Below are 13,697 nucleotides of genomic sequence, written 5' to 3' on the forward strand. Positions count from 1 at the left end.
TCGGTCGCAGCGACTCGCCGGGGTGTCCGGGCTCAGCCGAAGAACAGCGTCGCCACGGTGAAGAGCAGCAGGCCGGCCAGGGAGCCCACCACGGTGCCGTTGATCCGGATGAACTGCAGATCGCGTCCCACCTGGAGCTCGATTTTCCGGCTGGTCTCCTCGGCGTCCCAACGGGCCACGGTGTCCGTGATGAGGCCGGTGATCTGGTCGCGGTAGTTGCTCACCACATAGGCAGCCACGTCGGCCACCCACGTATTGACCTTGACGCCCAGCTCGGGATCGTCCACCAGGCGGCGCCCCAGGTCTTCGAGGGCGCCCACGAATCGCCGGTACAGCTCGCTCTGCGGATCCTCCACCGCCTCCAGCAGGGCCTTCTTGAGCGTCTCCCAGGTGCGGGAGGCGATGTCCCGGACCTGGGGGTCGCCCAGGATCTGCGCCTTGATGCCCTCGGCACGCTGGATCATGGCGGGGTCGTACTGGAGATCCCGGGCCAGCTCCTTCAGATACGTGTCGATCGCCTGGCGCACCTGGTGGTCCGGATCCTGCTGCACGCCCTTCACGAATTTGGCCAGCTCGATGTAGACCTTGTCTCCCACCAGCGAGTCCACGAATCCAGGGACCCAGAGCGGGGAGCGGTCACTCACCATCCGGTTCACGGTGGCGTGATTGCGGCCCACCCAGTCCGCGGCGCGGTCCACCAGCAGGTCCACCAGGTGCCGGTGATGGCCCTCGTCGAACACCCGTTCCGCGACCCGGCCCAGGGGCGGGCCCCACGGCGGGTCCACCACGTGCTTGCGGACCAGGGACTCCACCACGGCCTGGACGTCCTCGTCCCGCAGCACGGTGAAGAGGCCGCGGATGGCGGCCGAGCCTTCCCTGGCCACGCGCTCGGCGCCGCTGGGCGCTGGGAGGCGTGCTCCGGCGTCGTCGGTTCCGGAGAGCCAGTGGCCGATCACCCGGCCTGGATCCGTCGCGGCGAGCTTGGCGCGGATGACGTCCTCGGAGAGGAAGTTGGTGCCCACGAAGTCACCCAGGGAGGCGCCGATCTGGTCCTTCTTCCGCGGGATGATGGCGGTGTGCGGGATCTTCAGCCCCATGGGGTGGCGGAAGAGGGCGGTGACGGCGAACCAGTCGGCCAGGGCGCCCACCATGCCGCCTTCCGCGGCGGCACGGACGTAGCCGAGCCAGGGGTACTGGTGCTGGAGTGCGAAGGAGACGCCGAACACCACGGCCAGGAGGATCAGCAAGCCCAGGGCGATGCCCTTCATCCGGGCCAGCGCTGCTGCTTTGAGGGCGTCGCCGGGGGTCGCGACGTCGGGAGTTGGCGCAGTGTTCACGTCCATTCCCCCACACTATGCGCTGAGACTGACAGAGACTGGATAGCGTGGGTGCCATGAGCTTGAGCACCAGCCGTCCCCTCGTCTACGCCCACCGTGGAGCCAGCGCGCGATTCGCCGAGCACACGCGGGCCGCCTACCTGCAGGCGCTGGGCGACGGCGCGGACGGCGTGGAGTGCGATGTTCACCTGACCCAGGACGGCCACGTCGTGCTGCTGCATGACACGGACCTGGACCGCACGTCCACGGGGACCGGCCCGGTGGCGGAGAAGACCCTGGCGGAGCTGCGGGAACTGGACTTCCACTCGTGGAAGGGGGCAACGGTGCCTCCGGAGTTCGGTGCCGCGAGCGAGCAGTTCCTGACGCTGGACGAGCTGCTGGACATCCTGGGTGGCGCGGGGCGGGAAATGGGTCTGGCGATCGAGTTCAAGCACCCGTCGCCGTTCGGTTTCCGGCTGGAGGAGAAGACGCTGGAGCTGCTGGAGCGGCGCGGCTGGGACGCGACAACGGGGCTGCTGGGAAGGGTTCGCGTGTCCTTCATGAGCTTCGACCCGGCCGCCGTGGAGGAACTGCTGCGCACGGTGCTGGCGGAGGCGGTCTGCCAGCTCGTGGCCGATGTGGATGAGGACGCCGTGGCTCCGGACATGTTCTTCGGGGAGCTCGCGGCGCCGGCCATCGCCGCGTTCCTGCGCGCCGGGCTGCGGAAGGCGGAGGGATACCTCGACGACGGCGTGGCGGGCATCGCCGGCCCGGGCGTCGCGTATCTGCGGGACCATGAGGAGCGGGCCGCGCGGTGGCTGGCGGACGGCCGCCGCTTCCGCGTCTGGACGGTGGACGACGACGCCGATGTGGACTTCTGCGTGGCGTTCGGCGTGCAGGAGATCACCACGAACCGGCCGGCCGAGGTGCTGGCGAGGCTGGCTTCGAGGGTCTGAGCTCCCGGGCGGTCCCGTGCCGGGCTGCTCAGGCCCGGTGCGAACACCGGAAACCGGCGACTGACATGTCACACCCTTGATCGGCCCAGGCCTCACCCTTAGAGTGCTGATATATGAGTTATATGTCACAGTTCGGCTGAGGCCGGCTCTGGCACCGTCAGCGATGTGCGCTGAAGCCAGAAGGGAACACTGCTTGATGAGCCAGATCACCGGGGCGCCGACGCCTTCCGACACGTCCGTATCGCAAGAGACCACCGCCAGATTCAAGCGCCGCTTCATGGTGCGGCTCGTCGCCGTCTTCATCGGAGGCATGTTCCTTGACGGGTACATCCTCGGAATCATCGGCCCGGTCACGGGCCTGATGCGGTCCGACCTCAAGCTCGACGAGCTGTCCCTGGGGATGATCGCAGCCGGTCCGCTGCTCGGCATCTTCGTCGGCTCCCCGCTGGCCGGGTGGGCGACTGACAAGTTTGGCCGCAAACCGATGTTCCTGGTGGACATGGGTCTGTTCCTGCTCGCCTCCGCGGCTCAGTTCTTCGTGACCTCCGGGGACGGGGCCGTGATCCAGCTGGCGGTCATCCGCTTCTTCATGGGCGTCGCGATCGGTGGCGAATACTCGATCGGCGGGCCGTTGCTGTCAGAGTTCTCCCCGCCGAAGCTGCGCGGGCGGCTGCTCGGGCTGACCCTCATCGCCTGGTATATCGGCTTCATGGTGGCGTTCATCGTCGGTACGCTCATGCACGACGCCGGCACCCCGTGGCGCGTGGTCATCGGCACCAGCACGGTCCTGGCGCTTGTCCTGTTCGTCGCGCGTTTCGGCCTGCCCGAGTCGCCGAGCTGGCTCATCACGAAGGGGCGGCGCGAGGAGGCGCTTGCGATCACACGGAGGTACATCGCATCGCCGGAGATGCGGGACAGCATCACCGAAGAGATCGATCTGAGGATGCTTCAGGAAGCCGAGGCTGCGAAGAACAAGACCAAGATCAAGGGCGCCTCCATCGGAATGCTGTTCTCCCGGCAGTACTGGCGCACCACCCTCTTCACCTCGGGCTTCTGGTTCTGTGCGGTCACGCCGTACTTTGCCATCGCGACGTTCGCCGACGACGTGCTCAACCAGTTCGGCTTCGGCGGCGGCTGGGCCGGTGGCGTCGGTCTGTCCGCGTTGGCGGCCGCGGGCGTCACCACCACGGTGCTGCTGATCGACAAGCTCGGCCGCCGGATCCTCACCGTGCCCGGGCAGTGGCTCTGCGCAGGCATCCTGCTGGTCATCGGCGTCTGGGCGAACGCGCCGTCAATTCTGGTGCTCGTCCTGTTTCTCGCCTTCTCCTTCTTCAATGCCGGGTACACCACCATGACCCAGGTCTATCCCGCCGAGGTGTTCCCCGGCGAGCTGCGCGGCATCGGCATGGGATTCTCCGCGGCGTTCAGCCGCATCGGCGCCGCACTCGGCACCTTCGCCCTGCCGTGGGCGATCAGCAACTTCGGTATGGGCCCGAGCATGGTCGTGGCCGCCGTCGTCGCACTTCTGGGAGCAATACTCTCGCAGTGGCTCGCGCCGGAGACGAAGGGCCGCACCCTCGCCGAGATCTCGGAGAACTTCTCCCACTGAAAGCGGGAGAGCGGCCGCGTGCCGGGCAGGACCGCGATGGGCACTAAAAACATGCCACGGGATTGTTTCCGGCCCGTCTTGAGCGGTGATTTGAGCGCGCCGTAAAGTGCTCTCATCATTCGCACATTCCTGAATTTTTTGGGGGAACCATGGCTCCTGCCATTTCCAGAGCCCGCGCGCGGATCGCGCTTTTTGCGGTGCTCCTGTCCAGTCTTCTTTTCGCCGGACTGGTGCCTGCACATGCCGATGGCGGCGGCAGCATCTCTGGGCATGTCACCGTTCCAGAGGGTGTCGACGTCACGCAGACCAAGGTGTCACTGGAGATGGAGATGCCCGAGGGCTACACCATGCTCGATTCCGAGACATCGCCCGACTCCAGCGGTTCCTTCACCTTCTCAGGGAAGTGGCCGGGGCAGTACAAGGTGATGTTCACCAACACGGGAACAGTGACCATGTGGAACGGTGGTGCACTCACTGAGGCGGCAGCGCCGTGGATCGTTCTCGCCGATGGACAGGCTGTGACGGGGATCGACGTCGCGCTTGAAGCAGCCGGGACCATTTCCGGCGCGATCCGCGTTCCGAATGGATTCGATCCCACGCAGTTCAGCATCTTCGCTGAGCCCGCCGATGATCCATATGGCACGTCCTCGGATGGCCGATCGGGATTCGCGGTCGCGAGTTCCGACGGCACCTACGTAATCACCGGCCTGCCCGCAGGGGACTACAAGGTGCAGTTCCAGGCCCCGTGGGGTTCCGGGCTATCGACCATCTGGTACAAAAACGCCTCTAGCCCCGACGATGCGACGGTCGTGACCTTGCCTGGCGGCGGAGGCGTGACGGGCATCGATGCAGCGTTTTATCTTCCTTCGAGCATCTCCGGGACCGTTTCCTTCCCTGCCGGTCAGAGTGTCACCAGCCGTGAGGTGGATGTCGTCGACGCTCACACCGGCTTCATGGCGGGAGCTGGTGCCATTGCGGCCGACGGAACGTACACGGTAAGCGGTCTGCAGCCCGGCGACTACAAAGTTCATTTCGTCTCCTGGGGTGGCCCTTTCGTAGGTGAGTGGTACTCGGGCGCGCAGAGCGAACAGGATGCGCAGATCATTTCGCTAGCTTTGGAGCAGCAGCTCACGGGAGTCGATGGGGCCTTCCATATAGGAGGTGTTGTTACGGGCCGAGTATCCGTCGGTGCTGGAGTGGACGTCACTCATGGCCGGGTGCAGATCTTTCCGGCATCGGCAACGAACCTGTTCACGGGTCCGCCGATCGGCTCGGCCGAACCGGCGCCCGACGGGACGTACTCCGTGGCGGGGCTCCCCGCCGGAAACTACAAGGTGTGCTTCTTGGCGGCGTTCAGCGGCGGTCTCGACAGCTGCTTCGGAGACCGCTCGGTGACCAGTGCGACGACGATCGCGGTCCAGCTTGGACAGACCACCTCCGCGGTGAACATCAGGAGCCAGGCAGGAGGGCAGATCACCGGCAAGGCCGACCCGTCCTTCGGCAACTATTTCATCCGCGTGGCCGTCTATTCGCTGGACGGGACTCTGGTCAAGGAGAGCATCACCGCTCCGGACGGCACCTATCGGGTTCCCGCGCTGCCGCAGGGCAACTACAAGGTGCGCTTCGGCCCCGGTCCTGAGATGGACGGAACCAAGTGGTACGGGGGAACTTCGCTCTCTTCAGCGACGAAAGTGAAGGTCGTTGCAGGGGCTTCGACCGCAGGTATTGATCTCAAGCCATAAGTGCTCTTCACGTTCATTGTGGGCTTGCTCAAACAATGATGGCTGAGGGCCCGGGAACCGTCGGTTCCCGGGCCCTCTGCGTCAGGCCGGCCGTGGAGCGTCGTCCACGAGCAACTTCCGGCGATTCACTCCCTGCGATGCCGGCTCTCAGATCCCTCTGGAACGCCTGGGGCCCTGCATCGCCTTCATCGCATTGGATCGAGTCGATCGAGACGTTTGGAATACCAAAAATGAGACCGCTCAAGCCCCTGTGAACCCCGTGATCAGGCCCCGATTCCGCCGTCCAGGAGCGGCCTGCCAACCAGCGGCCGGCACCGCCGGGATCCCGCCAAGGAGGCCTCGCGCAGAGGGTCAGCCGACGGGGAGCTCGACGCCGGGAACGGCCGTCTGCGCAGGCAGTGGACGGACCGCGGCGACGGGGCGCAGGGCGTCCTCCATGAGCGCAACGGGCCTCTTCCAGGCGTTGGTGCCGTGCTCGATGGTGTCCACGGAGCCGATCAGCATGGCGATGATGCGGATGACATCCTCCTCGGAGACGTCCGTGCGCACCGTCCCCTGGTGCTGGGCCCGGCCCAGCAGCACGCCGAGCGCCTCGATGATGTTCCCGCTGATGGTGGTCAGGACTCCGCGGCGGCCCACCAGAGCGTCCAGCAGGGCGGATTCCTCCGCCGCGACCTGGACGATCGACTCGATCACGTGCATGAGCGCGGCGCCGGCGTCGGCCTCCGAAAGAGCCCGCGACACCGCGGGGTCCACGTGAAGGCGCAGCTGCCGCGAGATGACCGCCAGGACCAGCGCCTCCTTGTCCGCGAAGTTGCGGAAGAGCGTGGCAGGGCCAACCTGGGCGGTCTCCGCGATGAGCTGCAGGGGCACGTTCGGTCCCTTTTCATGGAAGCACTCGCGCGCAGCCGTGATGATCTTTTCCACATTCCTGGCCGCGTCGGCGCGCAGGGGTCGTGAACCCTGACGGTATTCCATCTGTCCAGCATATCGAGCCATGCGAAACTGAAGGTATCGGTACATGAAAGTGCCGGTTTCGTGACGCACGTCTCACTGTATGTCGGTATACCGTCATGCAACTTCTTGAAAGGACCCCGCCATGATCGTCGCCTTCTCCGTGGCCCCCTCCGGAACTCCTGTGGGTGGTTCCGCCCCCGCCGACGACGCCTCCGTGCATGACGCTGTGGCCGCCGCCGTCAAGATCGTCCGCGATTCCGGCCTGCCCAACCGCACCAGCTCCATGTTCACGGAGATCGAGGGGGAGTGGGACGAGGTCATGGACGTGGTCAAGCGCGCGACCTTCGCCGTCGCCGAGTTCGGCTCCCGCGTCGCCCTGGTCCTGAAGGCCGACATCCGCCCGGGGCACGAAGGCGAGATCGACGGCAAGATCGAGCGCCTGGAGAAGGCGCTGGGGGAGCTGGGCTGACTCGCGAGCGGCGGCGCGGTCAGTCCCCGATCGCCCTGCCCGCGAGCAGGTTCACCGTGAGCCGTGCGATCCGCGTGCCGTAGAGCTCCACCGTCAGATCACCCATGGTCCGCCTCGGTGGAGATCGTCGCCGTGAGTTCCATGTCGGTCTCCCGCATGAAGGCGAAGAGTCTGTCCATCATGATGGACGGCTTGCCCGATTCGAGTTCCCAGATGTACTTCTGGGTGGTTCCGAGCCGTTGAGCGAGCTCGCGCTGGCTCAGCCCGGACAACAGGCGCGCCTGCTGCATGATCCGCCCCAGTGATGCGGGGCTGGTCACTCGTCCCGTGTAGCTCATCTCGCACCTCGTTGACTCCGATATCAACGTCGCCTCTCACCGACCCTGTCCAAGCGATCCGGCGGATGCCAGACTGGCCGTATGGCATCGGACAGCACCCCTTTCCAGCACCGTTCCCAGCCCGGATGGGCGGCCATGGAGGACTGGATCTCCTCCACCGTGGTCCACCCCGATCCGGCCCTCGAGCAGGCCATCACCACGGCCAAGGACGCCGGGATGCCGCCCATCGAGGTGGCCCCGAACTCCGGCAAGCTCCTCCAGCTCCTGGTGGGGATCGGCGGCGCGCGCCGCGTGCTGGAGATCGGCACCCTCGCCGGCTTCAGTGCCCTCTGGATGGCCCGCGCCCTCCCGGAGGACGGCCGTCTGGTGACCATCGAATACAAGGCCGAGCACGCCGCCGTCGCGCGTAAGAACCTCGACGACGCCGGCGTCGGCTCCCGCGTGGACATCCGGCAGGGTGCCGCGCTGGACGTCCTGCCCACCCTGGAGGGCGAGGAGCCTTTCGATCTGGTGTTCATCGACGCGGACAAGCAGAACAACTCGAACTACCTCGAATGGGCCGTGCGCCTGGGCCGGCCCGGCACTGTCGTGGTCCTGGACAACACCGTCTGGGAGGGCGCCCCCATGAACCCGGAGCAGGACCCGGTGAACGCCCCGGGCATCCGCGACTCGCTCGAGCTCTTGGGCGCGGACCCGCGCTTCGACGCCACCGTGATCCAGACCGTCGGTTCCAAAGGCTGGGACGGTTTCGCGCTGGCCGTCATCCGGTGACGCTTCAGTACCTGATCCGGCAGGCAACCCCTGACGACGCCGACGTCCTGGTCCGGATGCACACGGCTGCCCACGAGGAGTGTTACGCGCATCTTCTGCCGCCGGAGTTCTTTGCCGGGCGCAGGGCGAGCCTGCCGGAGCGCATCGAGGGGCGGCGGCCCCACCTGGACTCGACGGACCCGCGGCTGCTGGCTTTCGATGAAGCCGGAGCGCTGGTGGGTTTCGCCGACGCCGGGCCCAGCCGGGATGACGACAGGCCCGGTGTTTACGAGCTCTACGGCCTGTACGTGCTCGCACGCGCCTACGGAACCGGCCTCGGGGCCCGGCTCCTGAGTCTCGCTGTCCGTGACGAACCTGTGGTGGACCTCTGGGCGGCCATCGGCAATGAACGAGCGCTGGCCTTCTATCGCAAGCACGGCTTCGTGGAGACCGGAGCCACCAAGGACCTGGGCGGGGAGTGGGTGCCGATGAGAGCCCTGCGGATGACGCGGACGCGTTAAAGCCACACGCTGGACTAATTGATCAGTGTCGGAGCCGGGCCGTAGGCTTGCCGCATGACTCAGAAGGCCGGCCAGGGGATGCCGCTCAGGGATTACCGTATTCATCGTTATGTCAACGCCTTCTGCCCGCGGTGCCACGAGGAGAAACCGGACCAGCCGCTCTCCGAGGTGCACAGGCTCTCCGGCTGGCTCGCGGTCAAGGACGGCGAGGTGTGGCTGGAACGCGGCTGTCCGGACCACGGCCTGGTCAGCACCCTCTATGACGAATCCGCCGAACTCCTGAGCTACCTGGAGCAGTGGACGGCTCCCACCAAGGTCCACACCCCGGATGTGCGCGGCAACTTCAAACCCGTCCCGTCCGCCTATGAGGACGGCCTCCCGGAGATGCAGACCCAGCACACCTGCATCCTGCTGGAGGACATCACGGACCACTGCAATCTCCGCTGCCCCACCTGCTTCGCCGAGTCCGGGCCGGCGGCATCCGCCGTCGCGCCCCTGTCCGAGGTGCTCGCCTCCGTGGACGCCCGGCTGGCGCGGGAGAACGGCCGCATCGACGTTCTCATGCTCAGCGGCGGCGAACCGACGCTCTACCCGTGGCTGGAGCAGCTCCTGGAGCACCTCGTCGCCCGCCCCATCGTCCGCATCCTCATCAACTCCAACGGCCTGCGCATCGCCCAGGACGACGCGTTCGTGGAGGTCCTGCGCAAGCACCGCCAGCGGGTGGAGGTCTACCTGCAGTACGACGGCGAGTCGGCCGAAGCGTCCGCCTTCCACCGGGGCGCGGACATCCGGCGCTTCAAGCAGCGCGCCGTAGAACGCCTCTCCGCAGCGGGTGTCTTCACCACCCTCACCATGACGGCGGCCCTGGGCGTGAACGACGGCGAGATCGGCGCGGTGATCGAACGCGCCATGGCCACGCCGTACATCGGCGGGGTCACCATCCAGCCCGTGTTCGGCTCCGGGCGCTCCGCAGGGATCGACCCGGAACGGCGCCTCACCCATACGGGCGTCCTGTCCCGGCTGGAGGGTCAGACCGGCGGCAAGATCTCCTGGAAGGACCTCACCGCTCTGCCGTGCAGCCACCCGCACTGCTGCTCCGTGGGGTATTTCCTCAAGGACGACACCGGGGACTGGAAGTCGCTCGTGGGGCTCATCGGCCACGAGCGGCTCAAGGAGTTCCTGGACCTGAACCCGGATCTGCTGGCCAACCGCATCGCCGATTCGAACCTCAACAAGGCCATCCGGGACGTGGTCAAGAACTCCCTCCTGGACCTGCTGAGCGAGCAGTCCTCCCTGTCCCACCCCTCCATGACGGACATCTGGCGGGACATCTGCGTCAACTGCGATCTGGGCGTCGGCACCCTGGCCACCCTCGCCGCCTCGCGCCTGCCGGGGCAGCACCAGCGGATGCGGTCCATGCTCGCCGATCGCGTCCTGCGCGTGACTATCAAGCCGTTCATGGACATCAACACCATGATCGAGGAGCGCCTCACCCAGTGCTGCGTCCACGTGGCCACCGTGAACCAGGAGAGCGGCGGGCACCAGTGCGCCCCGTTCTGCGCCGTCCAGGCCTGGGCGCCGCTGGCGAAGTCACGGATCTCCACGGCCACGGGCGCCCGGGAAACCGGCACCCGGAAAACGGGCACCCGGGATGCGGGCCGCGAGGCCGGCCGCCGCGAACTGCCGCTGACGGTGAAGGGCTGAGGGACATGACGCCGGGGGAGGGGGAGGGTTTGCCGCTCAACCAGTACGACCAGAGCGTCGGCGACCCTGCGCCCCCGTTCGATCCGCTGCGGCTCTGCGTCTTCACCACCGTGGCGCTGCTCGCCTGGGTGTTCGGCCCGGTGGCGGTGCTGGCCTTCGCTGTGATCGGCATCCTCGGCTATGCCAGGGCGCGCCGGGGCGGTCTGCTGCGTTCCAAATGCAAGCTGGGCGACACCCGGCTGGTCATCGCCTATCTGTCCCTGGTGGCCCTCGCCGCCGCAGCGGCTCTGGTGTTCTGGGTGCTCCGCCTGTTGCCCGGGTCCGGGGGCTGAACCGTGTTCCCCACACTGCAGGACCTCCTGGGCTTCGGGCCGGCGCTGGACACCCATTCGGTGTTCGTGGCCCTGGGCGTATTCGCGGCGCTCGCGGTGTTCTTCTCCGAGGCGAAACGCCGCGGCTTCGACGAGGACAGGATCATCTACGTGGTGCTCGGAGCCCTGGCCGGCGGCGCCGTGTTCATGCGCCTGGGCACCTGGGCGCAGCACCTGGACCCGAGCCGGAACCTGAGCCTGGTGGAGCAGCTGGCCCACGGTAACGCCTCCATCCTGAGCGGTCTGGTGGGCGCCTGGCTGGGCGCCCATGTGGCAAAGAAGGTCATGCGGTACAAGGTCCGGACGGGGGACCTGTTCGCCCCGGCGCTGGCCCTCGGCATGGCGATCGGACGTTTCGGCTGTCTCTTCACCGAGAACCCCGGCAGCCCCACCGGGACGGGCTGGGGGATCGTCCTCAGCCCCGCCGCCGCGGCCCGCCTTCACGCCCCGGCGGGCGTGCCGCTGCATCCGAGCTTCGTGTACGAGATCGTCTTCCACGCCGTGGCGTTCGTGGTCCTGTGGACGTGGCTGCGGCACCGGGCCATGGCGCCGGGCGCCACGTTCACGCTGTACCTCGGCGCGTACGCCGTCTTCCGCTTCCTGGTGGAGTTCGTCAGGGCCAACGACGTCGCGTGGCTGGGCATGAGCCGGCCGCAGCTGTTCCTGGCCGTCAGTATCCCGCTGCTGTTCGCACGGATCGCCTGGGAGGCGCGGCGTGGACGGTATTCCGCGCGACATGAACCGCACCTGGTGAAGGAGAACGCATGAGTCAGTACCCGGAGCAGCCCGAAGAGCAGGGCGAGCGGCCGGAACAGCCAGGGGTGCCGCAGCAGCCTCAGGTTCCACCGCCGCCGCAGTATCCGCCCCAGTACGCGCCGCCGCAGTACACGCCGCCGCAGTACCCTCCAGCGCAGTACCCTCCGCAGTATCCGGGCCCGTCCCAGAATTACCCGCCCGGCCCGTATAAGCAGGGCCCGCCCATGCACCCGCCCACCCCCCTGTACCCGCAGCCAGGACCCAAGCCGATGGGCGGCGGCATCCCGGGCGGCTTGGGCGTCGGTTGTGGCCTGATCTTCCTGGCGTTCCTCGCCGCGCTCTATCTGAACGGCGTGAGTCACAGCCTTCTGGTGACCAATCTGCCGTCGATCGTGGCGTTTCTGATCGGAGGGGCGCTCATGCTGACTCCGCGCTGGAGACGGTTCGGCGCCGGGATCCTGATCATGGTGTGCATCTGCTGGATCGTCATCGTCGGCCCGTGCACGTCGCTGATCCACGGCAGCGGCACGTTCTGAAAGCTACCCTTGTCCCTATGAAGCAGGGTCGCAGCATACAGTCCGCACAGCCGGTGGAAGGCGTCTACCAGGTGGACCAGGGCACCGCGGTGCTGGAGCGGGATCCGGATCTGGCCAACGGCTGGCTTCTGCGGCTGAACGGGGTGCAGAGCTCACATATCGACCTGGACGACCCGGGCCACCTGAGCTTCGAGTACATGCGCTGGATCGCGGCCCTCGTGGAGGACCGCTGGCCGGCCGGCACCACCGAGCGGGTCCGGCTTCTGCACCTCGGCGGCGCCGCCTGCTCGCTGGCCCGCTACTTCCACCACACCCACCCGGAGTCCCGCCAAGTGGTGGTGGAGCTCGACGCCGCGCTGGCCGCCGTCGTGCGTGAATGGTTCGGTCTGCCGCGCGCCCCCTTCCTCCGCCTGAGGGTGGGGGAGGCCCGCGAGGTCACCGAGAGTCTCAGCCCCGCCAGCCGCGACGTCATCATCCGGGACGTCTTCACCCAGGGCGGCACCCCGGCGCCCCTGACCACGCAGGAGTTCGCCGCGCATGCGGCCCGGGTCCTGGGGCCGGATGGCATCTACATGGTCAACTGCGGCTCCGCCCCGGATCTCAGAGAGGCCAGGGAGGACGCCGCCGGCATCGCCTCCATCTTCCCGCACGTGGCTATCGTGGCCGACGCCCCCATGCTCAAGGGCCGCCGCTACGGCAATGTCATCATCGCCGGCAGCCACCGTCCCTTCGAGGGCTCGGCCGCCATGGTGCGGACCCTCCTGGGCGGGGCGGTCCCCGCCCGCTATCTGAACGACGACGAGGTCCGCGAGTTCATCCGCGGCGCGCAGCCTCGCCATGACCCGGCACCCGTGCCAGGAAGTGCGGTGACGGCGTCATGAGCATCCCGGGCCCCAAGTCCAAGGTCCCCGCGGCGGACAACACCCTGCGGATCCTCAAGCTGCTCAGCTCGCGGCGTGGCCCGCAGCCGGCCAGCGCCATCGCCACCGCCCTGGACCTCCCGCGCTCCACCGTGTACCAGCTGCTGGTGGTGCTGGAGGATCACGGCCTGGTCATGCACCTGAAGGAGGAGAAGCGCTACGGCCTCGGCCTGGGCGCCTTCGAGCTCAGCAGCGCGTACAGCCGCCAGGAACCCATCTCCCGCCTGGGCCGCCCCCTGCTCGCGGCCCTGGTCGACGTCCTGGGGGAGAGCGCCCACCTCGCCGTCCTCCACGGACGCGACGTCCTCTACATCGTGGAGGAGCGGGCCAAGGGCCGTCCGTCGCTCGTGACCGACGTCGGCGTCCGCCTGCCCTCGCACCTGACCGCCAGCGGCCGCGCCATCCTCGCCGCGCTGCCGAAAGCTCAGGTCAGAGCCCTGTACCCGAACTCCGCGGCCTTCGTCACCCGTACCGAATCCACCGGCGGGATCACCGGCTACGCGGCGCTCTCCCGCCACCTGGACGACGTCCGCAGCCGAGGTTTCGCCATGGAGAACGGGGAGATCACGCCGGGATTCGGCTCGGTGGCCGCCGCCGTGAAGGACCACCTCGGCTGGCCCACCGCGGCCATCGCGGTGACGTTCATCGAAGACCGCATCCCGCGCGAGGAATGGCCGGCCCTCGCGGCCCGCATCCAGAAGGTCGCGGACGAACTGACCACGCGGCTCTACGGCCGCGCCAAGGGGTGAATG

At 67.6% G+C, this 13,697-nt stretch carries 15 protein-coding genes; 12 read left to right on the plus strand and 3 right to left on the minus strand.

Annotation, left to right across the window (positions count from 1 at the left end; genetic code table 11):
- Positions 1-32: 32 nt before the first annotated feature.
- On the minus strand, positions 33-1,343 hold the full coding sequence (locus Q9R02_RS04290; protein WP_305995426.1) for a DUF445 domain-containing protein: 1,311 nt from the start codon (positions 1,341-1,343) through the stop codon (positions 33-35).
- 50 nt (positions 1,344-1,393) lie between these two features.
- Here Q9R02_RS04290 and Q9R02_RS04295 point away from each other — a divergent pair, with 50 nt between their 5' ends.
- The 3 genes from Q9R02_RS04295 (at position 1,394) to Q9R02_RS04305 (ending at position 5,623) form a co-directional block, all read left to right on the plus strand.
- Positions 1,394-2,272 (plus strand): glycerophosphodiester phosphodiesterase, encoded by an 879-nt coding sequence (locus tag Q9R02_RS04295; protein ID WP_305995427.1) that lies wholly within the window; start codon positions 1,394-1,396, stop codon positions 2,270-2,272.
- A 196-nt stretch (positions 2,273-2,468) separates the two neighbouring features.
- Positions 2,469-3,881 (plus strand): MFS transporter, encoded by a 1,413-nt coding sequence (locus Q9R02_RS04300; RefSeq protein WP_305995428.1) that lies wholly within the window; start codon positions 2,469-2,471, stop codon positions 3,879-3,881.
- A gap of 149 nt (positions 3,882-4,030) precedes the next feature.
- On the plus strand, positions 4,031-5,623 hold the full coding sequence (locus Q9R02_RS04305) for an MSCRAMM family protein (RefSeq protein ID WP_305995429.1): 1,593 nt from the start codon (positions 4,031-4,033) through the stop codon (positions 5,621-5,623).
- A 351-nt stretch (positions 5,624-5,974) separates the two neighbouring features.
- On the opposite strand, the gene Q9R02_RS04310 is transcribed toward Q9R02_RS04305, so the two are convergent.
- The gene (locus Q9R02_RS04310; protein WP_437124366.1) at positions 5,975-6,646 is read right to left on the minus strand and encodes a TetR/AcrR family transcriptional regulator; all 672 of its coding nucleotides are present in this window, start codon (positions 6,644-6,646) and stop codon (positions 5,975-5,977) included.
- A gap of 76 nt (positions 6,647-6,722) precedes the next feature.
- Here Q9R02_RS04310 and Q9R02_RS04315 point away from each other — a divergent pair, with 76 nt between their 5' ends.
- A complete protein-coding gene (locus tag Q9R02_RS04315; protein ID WP_305995431.1) occupies positions 6,723-7,049 on the plus strand; it encodes a thiamine-binding protein in 327 nt (108 codons plus the stop codon).
- A 98-nt stretch (positions 7,050-7,147) separates the two neighbouring features.
- On the opposite strand, the gene Q9R02_RS04320 is transcribed toward Q9R02_RS04315, so the two are convergent.
- Entirely contained in the window at positions 7,148-7,387 is a 240-nt protein-coding gene (locus Q9R02_RS04320; RefSeq protein WP_305995432.1) for a helix-turn-helix domain-containing protein, read from the minus strand.
- An 81-nt stretch (positions 7,388-7,468) separates the two neighbouring features.
- On the opposite strand from Q9R02_RS04320, the gene Q9R02_RS04325 reads away from it, so the two are divergent.
- The 8 genes from Q9R02_RS04325 to Q9R02_RS04360 are packed head-to-tail and all read left to right on the plus strand — an operon-like array spanning position 7,469 to position 13,694.
- The gene (locus Q9R02_RS04325; protein WP_305995433.1) at positions 7,469-8,158 is read left to right on the plus strand and encodes an O-methyltransferase; all 690 of its coding nucleotides are present in this window, start codon (positions 7,469-7,471) and stop codon (positions 8,156-8,158) included.
- A complete protein-coding gene (locus Q9R02_RS04330; protein WP_305995434.1) occupies positions 8,155-8,658 on the plus strand; it encodes a GNAT family N-acetyltransferase in 504 nt (167 codons plus the stop codon). Before Q9R02_RS04325 ends, Q9R02_RS04330 begins: the two co-directional genes overlap by 4 nt.
- Before the next feature lie 54 nt (positions 8,659-8,712).
- On the plus strand, positions 8,713-10,362 hold the full coding sequence (locus Q9R02_RS04335) for a radical SAM protein (RefSeq protein WP_305995435.1): 1,650 nt from the start codon (positions 8,713-8,715) through the stop codon (positions 10,360-10,362).
- Between the two features lie 5 nt (positions 10,363-10,367).
- Positions 10,368-10,694, plus strand: coding sequence for a hypothetical protein (locus tag Q9R02_RS04340; protein ID WP_305995436.1), 327 nt, complete (start codon positions 10,368-10,370; stop codon positions 10,692-10,694).
- Positions 10,695-10,697: 3 nt separating this feature from the next.
- The gene (locus Q9R02_RS04345; protein WP_305995437.1) at positions 10,698-11,501 is read left to right on the plus strand and encodes a prolipoprotein diacylglyceryl transferase; all 804 of its coding nucleotides are present in this window, start codon (positions 10,698-10,700) and stop codon (positions 11,499-11,501) included.
- Positions 11,498-12,025, plus strand: coding sequence for a hypothetical protein (locus Q9R02_RS04350; protein WP_305995438.1), 528 nt, complete (start codon positions 11,498-11,500; stop codon positions 12,023-12,025). The genes Q9R02_RS04345 and Q9R02_RS04350 overlap by 4 nt, the downstream gene beginning before the upstream one ends.
- 17 nt (positions 12,026-12,042) lie before the next feature.
- Positions 12,043-12,906 carry a spermidine synthase gene (locus tag Q9R02_RS04355; RefSeq protein ID WP_305995439.1) on the plus strand — a complete coding sequence of 288 codons (864 nt, stop codon included), beginning with the start codon at positions 12,043-12,045 and terminating at the stop codon, positions 12,904-12,906.
- The gene (locus Q9R02_RS04360) at positions 12,903-13,694 is read left to right on the plus strand and encodes an IclR family transcriptional regulator (protein ID WP_305995440.1); all 792 of its coding nucleotides are present in this window, start codon (positions 12,903-12,905) and stop codon (positions 13,692-13,694) included. The genes Q9R02_RS04355 and Q9R02_RS04360 overlap by 4 nt, the downstream gene beginning before the upstream one ends.
- Positions 13,695-13,697 lie beyond the last annotated feature (3 nt).

Source organism: Arthrobacter horti, assembly GCF_030731045.1.
Taxonomy (GTDB): domain Bacteria; phylum Actinomycetota; class Actinomycetes; order Actinomycetales; family Micrococcaceae; genus Arthrobacter_E; species Arthrobacter_E nanjingensis.